Below are 17,578 nucleotides of genomic sequence, written 5' to 3'. Positions count from 1 at the left end.
CCGCTCCGCGCTACCCATACAAGAGATAAACAATGCCCGTCCGCCTTCGCAAATTCATCGGCACGATCCTTATCATCGTGCTTGTGCTCGTCTATGCGCTGGTGGCGAACACGATCGCGGTGGCGACGCTCGGCAACGCCCCCTGGTGGGGGCACCTGCTCTATTTCCTGCTGACCGGCCTGCTTTGGGTCTTGCCGGCAATGGTGATCATCAAGTGGATGGCCGGGCCGCGGCAACAGTAGGCCATTAACGGCCGAATAACCGTGATCGGCGGAAAACCCCGCGGATGGGCGGCGGTTAAACCAAATATATGTCCTGCACACCTACCTTCCCGGTCAGCATTTTGACCGGAGAGTCCCCGTGCAGACGCAAAAGTTCGATATTGATGAACAGTCGTCAGATGATGGCGCGCTCGCCGATATGGCGATCTCACGCCTACGCCAGGTGAGTATGAAACTTGCCATGGCAAAAATCGACATCTCGGTTTTCGACGCGATGCAGCCATTGGAGGATGATTGGCGGGCTCTGGAGGTCGATGATCTCCATTCGCTTCATCAAAGCTACGATTGGTGCGCCGCCTGGGTGAATGCCTTTCAGCGGCCGCTGGCAATTCTCAAGGGCACCTATGCCGGCGAGACAGCCTTCATTCTGCCGATCGAGATTGTCAAATCCCGTGGATTGACCGTCGCAAAGTTCATCGCTGCCGATCACAGCAATATCAATACCGGTCTGTTCTCCGGCAATTTTGCCGAAAGTGGCGGCAGCATCGACGCGCAGAAGTTCGCGGCGCAGCTTCGGCAGGCCTTGAAGGGCCATGCAGATCTGCTGCTGCTGCAAAACGTCCCGCTGGAATGGCGCGGGCGGCAGACCCCGCTCACCGGACTGCCGATGGTGCAGAACCAGAACCACGCCTATCAATTGCCGTTGCTCTCCCATTTCGAGGAGACGCTGAAGCAGCTCAACGCCAAGAGCCGACGTAAGAAATTCCGCGTTCAGTCGAGGCGTCTGGAAGCAGCCGGGGGCGTCGACTACGTCATTCCACAAACATCGCAAGAGCAACACCACCTGCTCGACATCTTCTTCCGCTTGAAGAGTGCCCGCTTCGCGAGCCTTGGCCTGCCCGACGTCTTCGCCGATCGCGAAACACAGGCCTTCCTGCACGGCCTCATCGGCAAGCAAGATGATGCGAGACAATATTTCGCCCTGCAGATGCATGCGCTGCGGCTGAAGGGTGAAAATAAAGACGGGATCGCCGCGATATCAGGGATTTCGCGCAAGGGCGACCATGTCATATGCCAGTTCGGGGCGATCGACGAAGACCTTGTACCGGATACAAGCCCCGGCGAGTTCCTATATTGGCAGGCGATCGCAGGGCTGCATGGCAGAGGTGTCGCGCTGTTCGATTTCGGCCTCGGCGACCAGACCTACAAGCGTTCCTGGGCACCAGTGGAGACCGAGCATTATGATGTGGTCCTGCCGGTCTCGCCGTTCGGAGTCGCCGCAGGCGCCGCGCACCGGATCGTCACCCGTAGCAAGGCGCATATCAAGGCGCGTCCCAAACTCTATAAATTGGCCCAAGGCATCCGCGCACGGATCGGCTGAAATCGCTGAACACTTTCGCGCGACATGCTCTAGGCAGCCTGCCCGAGCTCCTGCTCGTCCGCTTGGCCGCCCGACATCAGCACGACGCGCTGATAGCCCGCCGCCTGGAACTCCGTCATCAGGGTAACGAAGATCGTCTCCTCTAGCTGCGGCAGGGAGAGGATAATTTCAACATCCCGGCTGCGCGTCAGCCGCGAGACGCCGGCGACATCGGCCGCACCGCATTCGACCACCACGACGTCGTAGGCGGCGGCGAGCGCATCGAGCAGCAGCGACAGCCGGTCGACACCGCGCATGGCGCGGCGCACGTCGCTCTGGCCCTGCGGGATCAGATGGGCATCGGAAAGCCGATCGCCATGGATCGTGTCGCCGAAGGCGGCCTCGCCGCACAGCAGATCGGTGACACCAAGAGCTGTCTGGTCCTCGGCCATCAGTTCTGTGGGATAGCCGGAGCCGGTCATATCAATCAGAACGACGCGGCGGCCGGCATCGGCGAGCATGCGCGTCAACGCAACAGTCGCCGCCGAACCGTTGTCACCAGTTGGAGATATGGCGATTGCCAGCGGCGCGCGGCTGCCCGTGAGGTAGTCCGCAACGGAGGCAATGGAAAATTCGTTGTCGTCCTCCGGCGCCTCTTCGGCGGCCGCCGTTTCTTCGATCCCGTCCTTTCCGTCATCCTCCGTGACAACGGCGAGCATGCTCGGCTGGACGAGCCTTCTGGCGGCCGGGGCGGCCTGCGCCACTTCCCTGTCTTCCGCGGCCATTTCCGCCTTGACTGCGTTACGGGACATATCGACGGCACGAAGCGCCCGACCGCTGAAGAGTTCGGCGAGCATGGTGACGATGGCGCTCAGGATCAGCGTCGCGACGGCGGCGACGACAACGATCGGCACCACCTTCGGGAAATAGGGATCGACCGGCTCGATTGCCCGGGACACGATACGGGCGTCGGCCGGGCTGGAATTGCGGTCGGCGCGCGAGGCGGCCTCGCGGTAACGAACCAGATAGGTTTCGAGCAGCTGGCGCTGGGCGTTTGCCTCGCGCTCCAGCGCGTTGAGGCCAACCTCGTCTTCGCCGGCACGGGCGCTGTTGGCCTGAACCGCGTCCTTCTGGCGCTCGAGCTCGCTTGCGCGGAGGTCGGCAACCTTCGCCTCATTTTCGATGCTGGCCAGAATCTTCTGCGTCTCCTGGCGGATTTGGCCGCGAATATCGGAGAGCTGGGCACGCAGGCTCTTCAGCCGGGGGTGACTGTTGAGAAGGCTGGTTTGCAGATCCGATATTTGCGACTGCAGGCCCGATTCCGTCGCCTTCAGCCGCTGGATCGCCTGGGAAGACATGATGTCAGGCAGCGTATCGGAGGCTTCGCCCGATGACAGCGCATTGCGCACTGCCTGCGCCCTCGCCTCGGCATTGGCCTTGTCGCCCCGCACGCGGGTGAGTTCTGCGGAGATGTCATTAAGCTGCTGGGTGGGGAATGTGGTCGTGCCGTTCGTTTGCAGCAGACCGTGGTTGGTGCGATATTCGGCAACCTTCTTCTCGGCCTCGCTGACCTTCTGCCGCAGGTTTTCGATCTCCGGCTCGAGCCAGCGCGTCGCTTCCGAATTGGAGGCGAGCTTGGCGCCGCTCTGGGTGGAAAGGTAGACATTCGCCATGGCGTTCGGGATGGCGGCCGCGAGCTTCGGATCCTTCGACGTGAAATTGATGCCGATGACGCGCGAACCCGGCACTTGGTAGACCTGCAGCCGCTCGACGAAAGCGTCGATTACCCGTTCTTCCGGCGGGTTCTCGATCGGATTCTTCTTCAAATGCAGCTTCACCAGGATGCTGCTCATCGCCGAGCCGTTGGCGGCATCTTCGAATTCCGGCAGATTGTAGAGTTTCAGGTCGTTGATCACCTTCTTGAGGAGATCGGCCGATTGCAGGAGCTGCACCTGGCTGGCGATATTCAGCTCGTCCATCAGCGGCCCGCCGCCGGCGTCGCTCGCTTGCTGGGTACTCGCGAAGGCCGGTGCGCGGGGTTCGATAAGGATGCGTGTTTCGCTGCGATATTGCGGCGAGATGATCTTGGCGCCGGCAAAGGCGACGCCGGCCGCCGCGAGCGTTATCGTAAAAATCCTGAGCCGGCGCGCCCAAACGGCGCGAACCAGCTGGCCGAGGTCGATGTCCACATCCTGATCACGCACTACGCCGGACATGCTCTTACTCCACAACAAAATCGCCGCAAGCGTAAACGACCATGGTAACGCAACGGTTAATGGAGATCCTGCCAAGAATAGCGGCGATCGGCAAAGAACTGGCGAATTGTCATACGCCTTTTACCGGGCATTAACCCTAACGGATCGATAACGGCTGCACCGAGTTCATTTTCTGTGAGCACAAGCGGATGTCTGTCGCCCCGCCCAAGATCCTTTTGGCCCTGAGCCTTGCAGCCATCACGGCAGCATTGGGCGGATGCACTACGTATAAGCCGGCTCCGAAAGCCTTCAACGAGGCGACCATCCAGCCCTATACGCTTGATAGCGGCGACCGGCTGCGCATCACCGTCTTCGACCAGCAGAGCCTGACCAATACCTACACTGTGGATCAGGCCGGTTATATCGCCTTCCCCCTCATCGGCCAGGTCCCTGCCCGCGGCCGAACCCTGCAGCAACTTTCAGGACAGATCGCCCAGAAACTGCAGCAGGGCTATCTTCGCGATCCCGATGTCACCATCGACGTCGACCGCTACCGCTCGATCTTCATCATGGGCGAAGTCGGGCAGCCCGGCCAATATGCCTATGTTCCGGGCATGACCGTACAGAATGCCATCGCCGTTGCCGGCGGCTTCTCCAGCCGCGCCAACCAAAGCATGGTCGATGTCACCCGCAAGATAAACGGACAGGTCCTGACCGGCCGCATCAACATATCCGGCCCGATCATCGCCGGCGACACGATCTACGTTCGCGAACGGCTCTTCTGAGCAATGACAAGAGAGAGGCCGCTCCGCATTCTCCACTGCTTCAGGTCGCCGGTCGGCGGAATTTTCCGCCATGTCCGCGATCTGGTCGAGGAGCACAGCAAGGCGGGCCATCACATCGGCATCCTTTGCGACAGCTCGACCGGCGGCGAGCACGAGGACAGACTGTTCGACGATATCCGCCCATATCTCTCGCTCGGCCTGACGCGCGTGCCGATCCGCCGCTCGGTCAGCCCGTCCGATATCGCGACGATGTGGGATACGTACAAGAAGATTAAAAGTTTGCGGCCGGATGTGCTGCACGGGCACGGCGCCAAGGGCGGCGTGCTCGCGCGACTTGCCGGCTCAGCCCTGCGGGTGAACAGGTATCGCGTAGCCCGCCTCTATACCGCGCATGGCGGAAGCCTGCATTATTCGCGCTCCTCATTCACAGGACAGTTCGTCCTCAGGATGGAGCGCCTGCAGGAATATTTCACCGATGCGCTGGTCTTCATCTGCGAATACGAGCGCGACACCTATACCCGCAAGGTGGGCAAGCCGCGGACGAAGACGAAACTGATCTATAACGGCATCGGAGAGCGTGAATTCGAGCCGATCCACACCCGGTCGGATGCCGTGCATTTCATTTATGTCGGAATGCTTCGGGACCTCAAGGGTCCCGATCTGTTTGTCGATGCCTTCGCCAAGACCGAGCGGCTGCTCGGCAGGCCCCTTTCGGCGCTGATGATCGGCGACGGACCTGACCGGGACCGCTACCGCGAGATGATGATCGAGCGCGGCCTCGGCAAACGGATCGGCATGCTGCCGGCAATGCGTATCCACGAAGCCTTTGCCATGGCGCAAAATCTCGTCGTCCCCTCTCGCGCCGAAGCCATGCCCTATATCGTGCTCGAAGGGCTGGGAGCCGGCAAGACGATCATCGCCAGCCGCGTCGGCGGCATTCCCGAAGTGCTCGGCAAGGACAGTCCGGCTCTTGTCGAGCCAGGCAATTCCGACGATCTCGCCCGCGTCATGGCGGAAGCGCTCAGCACGCCCGGCTGGCACGCCAGAACAATGCCGTCGCATGAGGCGGTAAAGGCCGTGTTTTCCTCCACGGTGATGGCTCAGGATGTGCTGAAGCTGTACCATGAACTCGTCAATCCCGCCGGACAGGCAGTGTCCGTCGCCCTGTAAATATTTCTTAGGGGCTTTCTGGTATTCGCTTGCTGACAACGAGCGATAAAACCCCATGAACAAATTGGAAAAAAGCGATCAATTCGACGTGGAAGCGCTGCGCAAGCAAATTTCCGACATCGAGGCGCGCCGCAACGCAGGTCAGGCGCACTCCGCCGAACCGGTCGAAATCAATCATTATGCCCGGCAGATCGCCGAACAGTTCCGCGACGGTACCCGTTCGCCTGTCATTATTATCGGCCAATTGCGGCTGCTGGAATTCCTGGCGCTCTTTTTGATTGCCTTGATCGTCCACTACTTCTGGCCCGGCGACGGCAGCGATCCCCTGCTGGTGCGGGCAGGCATGGCCGCGATCGCTTCGGCCTCGACCGTCATCGCCCTGCAGCTTGCCGATACCTATACCATTCCCGCACTCCGGGCGAAGCTGCGGCTGATGCCACGCATTCTTGCTTCATGGACGATCGCGCTTGTGCTGACCATCGGCCTGTTTGCGCTCATTCGTGGCACGACATGGGCGATGGCCGATGCCTATGTTCCCTGGTTTGCCGCCGGGGTGCTGTTTCTCTCTGCCGAGCGTTTCCTTGTCGCCTACGGCATCCGCAATTGGGCGCGCAACGGCATCATGGAGCGGCGCGCCGTCATCGTCGGCGGCGGCGAACCGGCCAAGGAGCTGATCCGGATCCTCGAACAACAAGCCGACAACGACATCCGCATCTGCGGCATCTTCGACGACCGCGGCGAGAAGCGTTCGCCGATCATGGTCGCGGGTTACCCGAAGCTCGGCACAGTGGCGGAACTCGTCGAATTCGTGCGGCTGACGCGCATCGACATGCTGATCATCGCCCTGCCACTTTCGGCTGAGGCGCGTATCTTCGATCTCCTGAAGAAGCTCTGGGTCCTGCCGGTCGATATCCGGCTTGCGGCGCACGCCAACCGCCTGCGCTTCCGGCCACGCGCCTATTCGCATGTCGGCGCTGTTCCGATGCTCGACATTTTCAAGATGCCGATCCGCGACTGGGATTCCGTCGCCAAACGCGGCTTCGACATCTTTTTCACTCTGGTCGCGCTTGCGCTGCTCTGGCCGCTGATGGCCGCAACCGCGATCGCCATCAAGGCGACCTCGGAAGGCCCCGTCTTCTTCATGCAGAAGCGTCACGGCTTCAACAACGAAGTCATCAACGTCTTCAAGTTTCGCTCGATGTACACAAACATGGCCGATCCTACGGGCAAGGCCGCGGTGACCAAGGGCGACCCGCGTGTCACTCGCGTCGGAAGGTTCATCCGCAAAACCTCGATCGACGAGCTGCCGCAGCTTTTCAACGTGCTGCGGGGAGATCTCTCACTGATCGGTCCGCGTCCGCATGCGGTTCTTGCCCAGGCGCGCGACCGCGCCTTCGCCGATGTCGTCGAAGGCTATTTCGCCCGCCACCGCGTCAAGCCGGGCGTTACCGGTTGGGCGCAGATCAACGGCTGGCGCGGCGAGGTCGACAATGACGAGAAGATCAAGTTCCGCACGGCCTACGACCTCTATTACATCGAGAACTGGTCGCTCTGGTTCGATCTCAAAATCCTATTCCTGACGCCGATCCGGCTGCTCAACACGGAAAACGCCTATTGAGCGCGGTCGAGGCGACATATTCGCGTGTCGCCCAGCCGCAACGGGCGGCGCTGCGGCTCATCGGCTCGGCCTTCGTTGCCTTTGGCGTTTTCCTCTCCGGGTTTGTCATCGATGAGCCGGCGCCTTATGAACTGTGGATGGCGGGGCTGATTGGCCTCTGGTTCATCCTGGGCCTCAGAATTTCGCGCAGCGTTGCGCCGTTACTTGCCCTGCTGCTCACTTTCAATATCGGCGGCATGCTGTCGCTGACCCAGATGAAGGACCTCGCAACGGCACCGATGTATATTGCCGTCTCGACCTTCCTGGCGCTGACCGCGGTTTTCTACGCGGCGATCATCGAGGACAGCCATAAGCGGCTGCCGCTGATCTTCAACGCCTGGACCATGGCTGCCGTCGTCACGTCGGCGCTCGGCGTGCTCGGCTATTTCCACGCCTTTCCGGGCTCGGAAGTATTTACTCTTTATGATCGCGCCAAAGGCGCGTTCCAGGACCCGAACGTCTTCGGCCCGTTCCTGGTGCCCCCGTCGCTCCATCTCGTCCACGGCATTCTGGTCGGCGATCTGAAGAAATCGCCGTTGAAGGCGGCCGCCCTTCTCGTGATTGCCCTCGGCATATTTCTCTCCTTTTCCCGCGCCGCCTGGGGTCTCTTTGCGCTCGGCGTCATGCTGTTGATTTTCATCATGCTGCTGAAGGAGCGCAGCGGCGCCTTCCGCTTGCGAGTGCTGATCCTGTCGCTGGCCGCGATCATCTTGTTGGTCGCATCGCTGCTCGTGGCGCTGCAGATCCCAAAGGTCGCGGAGTTGTTTTCGACACGCGCCCAGCTTGTGCAGCAGTATGATGGTGAATATCTCGGCCGTTTCGAGCGCCACAGGATCGGTTTCACCATGATGATGGAGCGCCCGCTCGGCATCGGCCCGCTCGTGTTCGGCACGATGTTTCCCGAGGACGAGCATAACATCTGGCTGAAGTCGCTCACCTCCTATGGCTGGCTCGGCTTCGTCAGCTATGTCGGAATGCTCCTCTGGACGCTCATCCTGGGTTTCCGGAACCTGCTTCACGACCGACCCTGGCAACCCTTCCTGATGATTGCCTGGATATCCGTTCTCGGCCACGCGGCGATTGGCAACGTCATCGACATCGACCACTGGCGCCATGTCTATCTGCTCTTCGGCACGGTCTGGGGCTGCGCGGCGCTGGAAGTGCGCCACAGGCGAGGCCGAACTCCCAAAGGAACGGCTTAGTCTGCCGCCTGATCACGGGGCTATTTCGTCGCGCCTGCCGTCAAGCCGGCAATAAACCGCCGCTGGAAAACGAGATAGGTCAGTATTAGCGGGGCGATGACAATGACGGCACCAGCGGTCAGAACCGGCGTGTTGACGGTATAGCGCCCCTGGAAAAACAGCATGCCGAGGGGCAGCGTCCGATAGGCATCGTCATTCACCAGAATGAACGGAATCAGAAACTCATTCCAGGTCCAGATGAACAGGAACAGCGCCAGTGTCGACATCGCCGGCACCATCAGCGGAACGACGATCTTGCGTAAAATATAGAATCGCCCCGCGCCATCGAGGACGGCCGCTTCCAGAATTTCTTCCGGCAATTGCTGCATCGCGCTGGCAAGAAAGATCGTCGAGAATGGTATCGACATCGCGATCTGCGGCACGATGACGGCCGTATAGGTGTTGATCAACCCAAGATACCGCATTTCATAATAAAGCGGGATGATGAAGGCCTCCGCCGGCACCATCATGCCGAGTGTCAGGATAGCGAACAGGGTGCGCCTTAGCGGAAAGGACAGATAAGCGAAGGCAAAACCAGTCAGCAGGCCCAGAAGGACGCTTGCCGCAACGACAGGAATGACAACGATGATCGAATTCCAGAAGTAGATGTTGAAATGCCCGGCGTTCCAGGCATCAAGGTAATTTTCGAAATGCGGATAGGCCGGCAGCGCGAATGCGCCCTGCAGAACGTCGGCCTTGCTCTTGATCGAGGTCAGCAGCAGAAGCAGGAACGGCGTGATCGTTACAGCTGCAAGAAGCCAGAGGACAAGGCGAAGAAAGAGCGGGGCGGCGGGAATGTTGGACTTACGGCTCATCAAGCCATTCCTTTACTTTTTGAGCCCACCAGCCGGTGAATTACAAAATTGATTGCGAATGTCAGCAGCGCGCCGACAATGGCGATGGCCGCAGCCGCGCCGAACCGATTGAGCTCGAAACCGAGCTGATACATGTAGATGTTCGGTACGAGCGTGGCGTTGGCGGGTCCGCCGCGGGTCATTGTAAAAATCAGGTCGAAGCTTTTGATCGAGGCGATGACCGTCAGCAGCAAAACCACCCTGATCTCCGGCATGAGAAGCGGCAGGGTTATCCAGAAAAACGTCTTTCGCGCCGAAGCGCCATCGACTTTCGCAGCATCAAAGAGTGATGGATCGATGCGCTGAATTCCCGTGAGGAAAATGACCATGCAGAAACCGAAGAAATACCAGGTGGCAACGATCCCGACCGCGGGAAGCACGAAGTTGAAATCTCCCAGCCAAGGGAGTGCGAACATGCCTAAGCCCACTGCTCTCAGAAACTGGTTGAACGGGCCGAATGCAGGATTGTAGAGCCATGCCCAGATGATACCCAACACGGCAGTCGGCATGATATATGGGAGGAACAGGAATGTCCGCAGAGCGAGCTGTTCTTGTTGCTTCAGATTCCAGACGCAGGCGGCAAGACCTATGCCGAGCCCGAGCGGCAGGACGCAGTAGAATATCATCAGCTCGGCATTGTTGCGCAAGGCGATGTAAAAACGATCATCGGAAAAGAGATCGATGTAATTGCCGAGGCCAACCCATTTGGGCACGGTCAAGCCATCCCAACTGGTTAGGCTCAACCCCAGAGCCGCGACAATCGGACCGAAGACAAAGGCCGCGTAAAGCAGCAATCCGGGGAAGAGATAGATCCAATTGGTATGTTCGGAGCCATCAAGTGGGGAGCGCTTCATTCCGGTACTCCATGAAGCCAAAGCTATGGTCGTCGTGCAGCAAGTCTGAGATCGCGGCGCTGATTTCTTGAAATGATGTCGACGGGACGCAGGCCGCGGACGGTCGCGGCCTGCGTCCGCGCCATTTATTTCTGACCCTTCAGGTAAGCCTGATAATCCTTGTCCATGGCATCGACAAAGGCTTCAGGCGTGAGCTTGCCGGACAGGAGAAGCGGCGTGTTATCGTCGATTGTCTTCAACATCGTCGGGCTCGACCAATCGGGATAGTGGCCGAGAGCGTCATTGGCGTTGAGCGTCTTCCACATCTCGATGCCGGCGCTCAGCAGCGGCGTGAGCTTGGGCTTCGCATCCGCCGCAAGCGACGTTGCCGGAAGATAGCTGGCATTGGCCCAGGTTTCGGCAGCCTTTTCCGAAACCATGTAGTCGATATATTCACCGGCCAGGTCCTGCGTTTTCTGATCTTTGGCAAGGCTCGTTATCGCCCACGCAAGATCCACGCCGCCGACGCTCAGCGGCTTAGTAATGCCTTTCGGGGCAGGAATGGCCATGAAGCCGATATCCTGGTTGTGCTGCATATCGCCGAAATACCAGGTTCCCGAGATCAGGAAGGCGCCCTGCCCAGATATGAAGAGCTGGACGGCGTCGTCACCCGAAATGCCCTCGAAACCGGGATAGAAATAGCCGCCCTGCGCCCACTTCTGCACCAGTTTTGCGGATTCGATGTTGCCCTTGGTGTTCCAGGAGCCGCCTCTGCCATAGATCAGATCATCAAGCTCGGCTCGATTGCTTGCGTCGATATGGGCTTGATCGATGGCGCCAATCATGTGCAGGGCCAGATGCTGCTTTGCGCTGCCCATCATGAATGGCGCAACGCCCTTTTCCTTCAGCTTGTCGAGATCGGCCAGGAGTTCCTCGAAAGTCTTCGGCAGCGCTATGCCGGCATCGTCGAGGATCTTCTTGTTGTAGTAGAGGCCGACGATCTCGGCGAGGCCTGATATGCCGTAGGTCTTACCGACGCCAAACTTTGGCCCATCCCAGCGATCTCGCGCCAGCACGGAATCGGACTGCCGCTTATCCCAGCTGTATTTCTTGATGTAGTCGTCAACCGGCAGGAGCAGTCCTTCCTTGACCATCGCGCCCATATCGCCGGCGCCCTGGTTGACTTTCGTGACGACCGGGCCGTTGCCTGCCGAAACCGCAAGCTTCAGCGTCAACTTCATGTCATCGAATGTGCGGGCGGTACGCTTGATCGTAACGCCGGGATGCGCAACCTCGAAGTCCTTGTTCAGTTGCTCGATGACCGCACTCTGACCTTCATAGGTCTGGTCGTCCCATACAGCCAGATCGTCAGCGCGCGCCGCCGCCGAAAGGCTGAAGCTTACAAGCGCAGCGCCGGTCAGCGCGACAGCTGCCTTCCATTGGCTTGCCGACAGAATGTTGATCGATTTCACGCTACTTCTCCTCTGTTCCACCTTTATTCGGTTTATTCTCCACTCCCCGTTCAGGCCGGGCGCCACGCACCGGCCGAACGTTTTCTTCCCTCAGAGCTTTGCCGGGCTGGCGAATCTGAGGTAATCATCAATGCATCAGCCTTCTCGCGGCCTGAAATGACAAAGCCCCGCAGGAGGTGGCAATGTGATGGACACCAATTGCTTCATCCGTCCGGCGATTGATGCGGATATCGACGCCCTTTTCGACATCTGCCTGAAAACCGCGAATGGCGGAGACGATGCGAGCGCGCTTTACAGCGACCCGCATCTGCCCGGCTACATCTGGTCGGTACCCTATCTCAAATTCGCCAAAGACTTCGCCTTTGTTCTCGTCCAGAACGACCGCCCGGTCGGCTATGTCGTCGGCACGCCGGATACCAGCGCGTTCGACAGAGACTTGCAGGCGAACTGGTGGCCGTTCGTGCGCCGGGAGATCGCGGGACTGACGCCCGCCCGTCCGCGCGACGCCGACGTGATCGAGCGAATTCACAATCCCCGCAGCGGAACGGCGTGGCTTCAAGACATGTACCCCGCGCATCTCCACATCAATATTCTTCCCGGGCGTCAGGCAGCCGGCTGGGGACGCAGGATGATCAGCACCGAGCTTCAGGCGCTCAGGGATCATGGGGTCGGAGCCGTACATCTCGGCGTCGATCCGAACAACGAACGCGCCAGGGGCTTCTACCGCCACCTCGGCTTTTCGGAATTCGAACGGGATGGCGGCGTCGCCTTCGCAATGCGGATCGACTAGGGATTTGACTAGAGCCGACGACGCCGTAGAGTTCATGACATCGGCTCCGCATTCGCGGCGTCCAGCCCATATTTGAGAACCACCGCCGCCGGCATGGCGCTCCAGCCCTGAAGCAGCGAGCCGCGCCCGTAAGGCGGCGAGAAATACTCCACCGCGCCGATCCAGCCGTTGTCGAGGCAGGTTTCCCACCAGCGCGTCAATGCGTAGCGAGCGCCTCCAAGTCCGTGGCGAAGGCGTTCTTCGGCGTAGGCGCCGTCCCAATAAGGCCAGTCCGAGCCGTTATGGTAGCGGTAGGGAAAGGCGGTCTTGGATCGCAAATCGCTTTGCCGCTTGAATGGTGGATAGGCGCACATCACACCCCAACTGCCATAGGGCTGTTCCTGATTGTTGCGCGTTTCCAGTCTGGTTTCAAACGCTCTCAGGAGACCGACAGCCTTCTCCTCTGAAATAGCACTAAATCGCGACAAGGTCAGGCTGTCGAGAGCCAGATGATCCTCGACAAAAGAGCCAGGCGTTCCGTAGTCGATATATCCTCCCGTTGCCGGCACGAAGAGCCTGGCTTCGATTTCCCGGCGAGCAAGCATTGCGGTTTTGCGCGCATGTTCGGCAAGGCTCGGATCGTGCCCCTCGCCCAGTCTCGCCACCGCATCCATCGCGCCGACGAAGAGGCCGAGATCGTAGGAGACAAGGCCGTCACGGAAGACATTGTCGGCCCAATCTCGGTCGTTGCGCGGCTTCAGCGGCAGAACGCTGTCGGGACCGGCCAGACTGACATAGCGATCCATGATCGCCCTCACTGTCGGCCAATGAAACTGCACCTCGGCCACGTCTTTCGTAACGCCGAAATAATCATCCAGAAAAAGAATGAAGAAAAGCGGACTGTCGAAGTGGTCGCTCCACCAATCCTGCGGACGATTATGATACTCCGGAACTGCTCTTTTGTGGTTTCTGGGATTGGCCTTGCAGTCAGCGACGAAGCTCTGCCAGGCATCCGATTGCGCCGGTCCCGTCAGAATAACGCCGCTCGGGGCCTCTCCGTCGGGCTGGATTCCCTTGGCGAGCAGCCGGATCTCGTCGCGCACCGCCTCCGGAGCAAGCGTCAGAAGAGGCTGCATCGTCCAATAGCCATCGCGGTAATAGGTCCGCGCCGGAGCGCTATAGGCCTGCCCGGCGGCAAGGCCGGCGAAGGCGCCGTTTTCGTCGCGCCTTATGCTGGAAAGGGCCGCATGTATGCCCTGGCTGACCATGCTGCGCATCAGCGGGTCGGCCTCAGGCATCATGTCGCAACGCGCCACATATTCCGCGGCTTCGGTGATAATGGCTTCACTGGTGAGATCGAGCGCTCTCTCGGCTTCATTTCTCGAGGCACCGCCGGCAATCCGCAGATCGGACTCTTGAGCTTCCACGATAAGGGCGCCCCAGCCCATTTCGAAAATCTGCCGATGGCCGCTGCGGGACACCTTCGCTTTCGCGTCTCGCCCATCAGGCTCGTGCCACCAGGCGCAACGGCGCGCTGGATAGACGCCCTCCAGGCTCACTCCTTTGATCAGCATCACCGGCAGCGACTGCGCGACGAAAACACCGCCCTGTTTCGAGACGAGCCGGTTCGGAGCGTAACTATAGGGGCCGGCGATCGGAGAAAACCGCACGCGCCCCAAGCTGCCGGCACCCCAAAGGGCAAGATCGGCATATCCGTCCGGATGAACATCCGCCTGAAGGCGTGGCGCCATTATAGGCAGCAATACGCCGGCGTTCGCTGAAAGCTGTCCATCCGTCGAGGGCTTTATCATACACAGGTCCCCGACAGCCGTGTTGAGGAACCCGTAGAACGCGAAACGGAGAAACAGCCGAACCAGCCTGAGCCGATTCCCCTTCGGGCGATCTTGGCGCGTGCGCGCTGACCCAGACAATATGTATGGTGCATACTTGTCCACGACCCTCTTCAATCGCGCATGTGATTACGCGTTGATCCCCAGCCTACAGGCGGCTCCTCTTTTGTCAAGGACGTAGACAAATTGTCGACTTCCGTGTACTGAACTCGGCCAACGAGACGAGGGTTGAGGACTAAACCCGCCATTTCGCGATGGTTGAGAACCGGACCAACCTTACATTAGGGATACACCTCGAACTAATTGGAACGAGCAGCCGGATGGCAACGACCTCTTCTATCGTACAGACTCCCATCGCACGAAAAATCTCGACCAACGCGGTGATCCGGACCGTGTTAGCCAAGGGGAAGATCTCTCGCGCCGATATTGCCAAGCTGACCGGCTTATCGAAACAGACCATTTCCGATGTCGTGCGCGATCTTGAGGATGAGGGGTGGCTGAAAGCTGTCGGGCAGACCGATGGTCGTCCCGGCCGGAATGCGATCATCTATGAAATCAACGCAAGCGCGGGCCTGGCTGTCTCCATGGATCTCGGAGGCACCAAGATCGCTGCGGCTATCTGCGATCTGTTGGGTAACGTCGTTGCGGAAACCAAAATGCCCACCGATCCACGCGGTGGACCGCATCTCGTCAACCAGTTCAGCGACCTGATCACTCAACTCGCGCTTGCGGCAGGGACGACTGCCGACAAGCTGCGTCTCGTCGTTCTCGGCAGTCCCGGCGTTCTCGATCCGGCTACCGGACATATCAATGTGGCGCCGAATATTCCCGGCGTGGACGCGATGGATCTGCGGCAAGCGTTCAGCGACAAGATGGGCATACCGGTGATCATCGAAAATGACGTCAACCTCGCCGCGCAAGGGGAGAGATGGCGGGGACACGGCGTCGAGGTCGGCAATTTTGCTTTCGTGGCGCTTGGCACCGGCGTCGGCATGGGCATTATCGCCAATGGCGCGCTGTTGCGTGGTGCCCGTGGCGCGGCCGGCGAAATCGCCTATCTTCCACTCGGCGGCGATGCATTTGATCCCGGCGGTTTTACACTGGGAACCTTCGAGAGCGCGGTCGGCAGCGTTGCGATGCTGCGGCGCTATACCGGTTTCGGCGGCCGCAACGCTTCTACCGTGGCCGACCTCTTCGCGGCGTTCAATGCAGGCGAAACGAGCGCTATCGCCGCAATCGAAGAAACGGCGAGGCTGGTGGCCATCGCTATTGCCGCCATCGGAGCAACTCTCGACCCCGAGCTGGTGATCACCGGCGGCAGCATTGGTGCAAGGCCGGAACTCGTAAACGCCATCCGCGGTTTTCTGCCGCGTTGCACCCCCTACCCGCCGCGCATCGAGATCAGCCGCTTCGGCAACCGCGCCGCCCTCATGGGAGGCATGGGGATCGCCGTCGAGCGCATGCATGACGATCTGTTCGGTGTAAAATTGCGGGACGCTTGAAAATTACGACAGGTCGCAATCAGCCGCTGCGCCACTTGCGAAGCGCGGCAAATGCGCTAGATTTTGCGCCATGATCACTGCAACGCAGATACGCGGCGCGCGCGCCATGATCGGAATGAGCATCGAAGAGCTCGCCGCCGCAAGCGGCTTGCCGGTCGAGATCGTGACGGCGTTGGAAAAGGGCCAGTTTGAGGGTGAGCCGCATGCGCTGTTCGACGTGCGCAGTACCCTCGAGGCGCACGGCATCATCTTCCTGTCGAGCGGCAATCAAGATGAAGGCGGTCCCGGCATCCGGTTGCGGGCACGCACATCAACCGATGACGGCATCCGGCCGGAAAATCTCAATGCCGCCAATGATGACTGACCAGATCTATCCGTCAGGTTTCGCGGTCCCATCCTTTATTGCGGGAACCGGGTATCAGAGATAGGTCTTGGCAAGGTCGGCGAGTTTGCCGCCGTCTCTCACGCCCTGCCTGTAAAGCTGAATGATAACCGCACCGATCCTCTCGGCTTCCGGCGTCGTTCTGACCAGGCCGCGTTCGTCGCAGACCTTGTCGAGCACTTGCGAAAGCAGGTCGAGATCTTCCGAAAAGAGCGGTAAATCATGCGGATGAATTGATGACCTTAACATCACGCCGCACTTCCCTCCGAGGGCAAACGCCTACACGCTTGCATCGCCTGCCGCCCTCCGCAACCGGCAATGAGGTTATTATGCGTGAGGGTCCTAACTTTAGCAACTGCGCAAATTCCTGCGGAAGAAATTTTCCTCCCCGCGCGTGCAGCGTGTTTTGCAGGAGGGATCTGCGAATGCAACGTTGAGTAAAAAACACTTTCCCTCCCCGTCCAAGTCTTATCTCCAGCCACCGGCCTGATCGTTTCCACCGCCCGTGACGCCGTCGAATATCTGAACCGACGGCCGGGCAAGCGGGGGCGCGATTATCGCGCTGCGCTCCAATATTGTCCTGATGCGCTCGATCGGCTGCGCAGCCCGCACGCCACAGGAGTTTCCTTTGTCACAGCGGCGAAGGCCACAGGATTACCGGTGTGAGAGCGGCTCAGGCGTGTTGCGTTTTTTCAGATTCGCGGCTTGATCCTGATCCCGGCGTTGCCGTAACGTGCTTCAGGCCTTGCAGCGGCCGCCAGCGGCGATGAACGGCGGATCGATGAAGCCTTCGGTGATCACCTTAGCGGTCAGCTCGATCACTCGTTCCTCCGCAAGTTCGGCAAGCGCGAGGGCGACGTCGCCCTCCGACCAACCGGCCTTGACCGCCTCGTCCGACAGAGCTTGGAAAGCACCGGCAAGGGCCTGCCTGCAAGTTAGAGTCTGGTTCATATCCACCATGCGCTCGCACCAGGCAATCTCTGAGAGGAACAGTCCTAATCTACACATATTCGCAAAAGTGCGAAACGCCAAAAGGTTCTCTGAAATTCAAAACCAAGCCTGTCGGCCTAAAACTCTGTACAGTCTTAACAAAATAGACAGCTGTTCGTCCGTCTATTGATGGGTTTCAAAAATAACCAGAAAAGCTATTTTTTGACCACTCCCGTCAAGGGAGCATTTCATCACATGATTTACTTCACGTGGTCAAAATCAAACCAGATAGACTGACGATTTTCTCCACCTGATGACACGGATCCGAAGTCCGGCCGTTTTCAGCATCTTCGCGTT

17 protein-coding genes are annotated in these 17,578 nt (G+C 59.6%); 10 read left to right on the top strand and 7 right to left on the bottom strand.

Annotated features, from left to right (window positions below):
• Nucleotides 1–32: 32 nt before the first annotated feature.
• Together AC13QO_RS04200 and AC13QO_RS04195 are read left to right on the top strand one after the other, a co-directional pair.
• Nucleotides 33–242, top strand: coding sequence for a DUF2842 domain-containing protein (locus tag AC13QO_RS04200; RefSeq protein WP_003573983.1), 210 nt, complete (start codon nt 33–35; stop codon nt 240–242).
• A 118-nt stretch (nt 243–360) separates the two neighbouring features.
• Nucleotides 361–1,602: a GNAT family N-acetyltransferase gene (locus tag AC13QO_RS04195; protein WP_085777745.1), complete on the top strand. Its 1,242-nt coding sequence runs from the start codon at nt 361–363 to the stop codon at nt 1,600–1,602.
• 29 nt (nt 1,603–1,631) lie between these two features.
• On the opposite strand, the gene AC13QO_RS04190 is transcribed toward AC13QO_RS04195, so the two are convergent.
• Entirely contained in the window at nt 1,632–3,797 is a 2,166-nt protein-coding gene (locus AC13QO_RS04190) for a GumC family protein (RefSeq protein WP_488539986.1), read from the bottom strand.
• A 188-nt stretch (nt 3,798–3,985) separates the two neighbouring features.
• On the opposite strand from AC13QO_RS04190, the gene AC13QO_RS04185 reads away from it, so the two are divergent.
• The 4 genes from AC13QO_RS04185 to AC13QO_RS04170 are packed head-to-tail and all read left to right on the top strand — an operon-like array spanning nt 3,986 to nt 8,590.
• A complete protein-coding gene (locus AC13QO_RS04185; RefSeq protein WP_085777743.1) occupies nt 3,986–4,561 on the top strand; it encodes a polysaccharide biosynthesis/export family protein in 576 nt (191 codons plus the stop codon).
• 3 nt (nt 4,562–4,564) lie between these two features.
• Nucleotides 4,565–5,731, top strand: coding sequence for a glycosyltransferase family 4 protein (locus AC13QO_RS04180; protein ID WP_085777742.1), 1,167 nt, complete (start codon nt 4,565–4,567; stop codon nt 5,729–5,731).
• Between the two features lie 55 nt (nt 5,732–5,786).
• On the top strand, nt 5,787–7,349 hold the full coding sequence (locus AC13QO_RS04175) for an undecaprenyl-phosphate glucose phosphotransferase (RefSeq protein WP_085777741.1): 1,563 nt from the start codon (nt 5,787–5,789) through the stop codon (nt 7,347–7,349).
• Nucleotides 7,346–8,590: an O-antigen ligase family protein gene (locus tag AC13QO_RS04170; RefSeq protein ID WP_488539985.1), complete on the top strand. Its 1,245-nt coding sequence runs from the start codon at nt 7,346–7,348 to the stop codon at nt 8,588–8,590. Before AC13QO_RS04175 ends, AC13QO_RS04170 begins: the two co-directional genes overlap by 4 nt.
• Nucleotides 8,591–8,610: 20 nt before the next feature.
• On the opposite strand, the gene AC13QO_RS04165 is transcribed toward AC13QO_RS04170, so the two are convergent.
• The 3 genes from AC13QO_RS04165 to AC13QO_RS04155 form a co-directional block, all read right to left on the bottom strand.
• Nucleotides 8,611–9,444, bottom strand: coding sequence for a carbohydrate ABC transporter permease (locus AC13QO_RS04165; protein WP_488539984.1), 834 nt, complete (start codon nt 9,442–9,444; stop codon nt 8,611–8,613).
• Nucleotides 9,444–10,337: a carbohydrate ABC transporter permease gene (locus AC13QO_RS04160; protein WP_488539983.1), complete on the bottom strand. Its 894-nt coding sequence runs from the start codon at nt 10,335–10,337 to the stop codon at nt 9,444–9,446. Before AC13QO_RS04160 ends, AC13QO_RS04165 begins: the two co-directional genes overlap by 1 nt.
• Nucleotides 10,338–10,462: 125 nt before the next feature.
• Nucleotides 10,463–11,809, bottom strand: coding sequence for an extracellular solute-binding protein (locus tag AC13QO_RS04155; protein WP_488539982.1), 1,347 nt, complete (start codon nt 11,807–11,809; stop codon nt 10,463–10,465).
• A 166-nt stretch (nt 11,810–11,975) separates the two neighbouring features.
• Here AC13QO_RS04155 and AC13QO_RS04150 point away from each other — a divergent pair, with 166 nt between their 5' ends.
• Nucleotides 11,976–12,578, top strand: coding sequence for a GNAT family N-acetyltransferase (locus AC13QO_RS04150; protein ID WP_085777736.1), 603 nt, complete (start codon nt 11,976–11,978; stop codon nt 12,576–12,578).
• A 32-nt stretch (nt 12,579–12,610) separates the two neighbouring features.
• Here AC13QO_RS04150 and AC13QO_RS04145 read toward each other — a convergent pair whose 3' ends face one another.
• On the bottom strand, nt 12,611–14,368 hold the full coding sequence (locus AC13QO_RS04145; RefSeq protein ID WP_488539981.1) for a glucosidase family protein: 1,758 nt from the start codon (nt 14,366–14,368) through the stop codon (nt 12,611–12,613).
• A gap of 359 nt (nt 14,369–14,727) precedes the next feature.
• On the opposite strand from AC13QO_RS04145, the gene AC13QO_RS04140 reads away from it, so the two are divergent.
• Nucleotides 14,728–15,909, top strand: a complete 1,182-nt coding sequence (locus tag AC13QO_RS04140) for an ROK family transcriptional regulator (RefSeq protein WP_085777734.1) — start codon at nt 14,728–14,730, stop codon at nt 15,907–15,909.
• Between the two features lie 70 nt (nt 15,910–15,979).
• The gene (locus tag AC13QO_RS04135; protein ID WP_085777733.1) at nt 15,980–16,273 is read left to right on the top strand and encodes a helix-turn-helix domain-containing protein; all 294 of its coding nucleotides are present in this window, start codon (nt 15,980–15,982) and stop codon (nt 16,271–16,273) included.
• A gap of 54 nt (nt 16,274–16,327) precedes the next feature.
• Here AC13QO_RS04135 and AC13QO_RS04130 read toward each other — a convergent pair whose 3' ends face one another.
• The gene (locus AC13QO_RS04130) at nt 16,328–16,540 is read right to left on the bottom strand and encodes a hypothetical protein (protein ID WP_064801730.1); all 213 of its coding nucleotides are present in this window, start codon (nt 16,538–16,540) and stop codon (nt 16,328–16,330) included.
• Nucleotides 16,541–16,777: 237 nt separating this feature from the next.
• Between AC13QO_RS04130 and AC13QO_RS04125 the strand changes: the two genes are divergently transcribed.
• Entirely contained in the window at nt 16,778–16,957 is a 180-nt protein-coding gene (locus AC13QO_RS04125) for a DUF982 domain-containing protein (protein WP_488540009.1), read from the top strand.
• Between the two features lie 72 nt (nt 16,958–17,029).
• Here the strand turns inward: AC13QO_RS04125 and AC13QO_RS04120 are convergent, their stop codons facing one another.
• On the bottom strand, nt 17,030–17,251 hold the full coding sequence (locus AC13QO_RS04120) for a hypothetical protein (RefSeq protein ID WP_085777732.1): 222 nt from the start codon (nt 17,249–17,251) through the stop codon (nt 17,030–17,032).
• Between the last annotated feature and the right edge of the window lie 327 nt (nt 17,252–17,578).

It is taken from the genome of Rhizobium sp. CNPSo 3670 (assembly GCF_057784555.1).
Note: the sequence above shows the minus strand (reverse complement) of the source record. Positions and strands in the feature narration are given on the sequence as shown.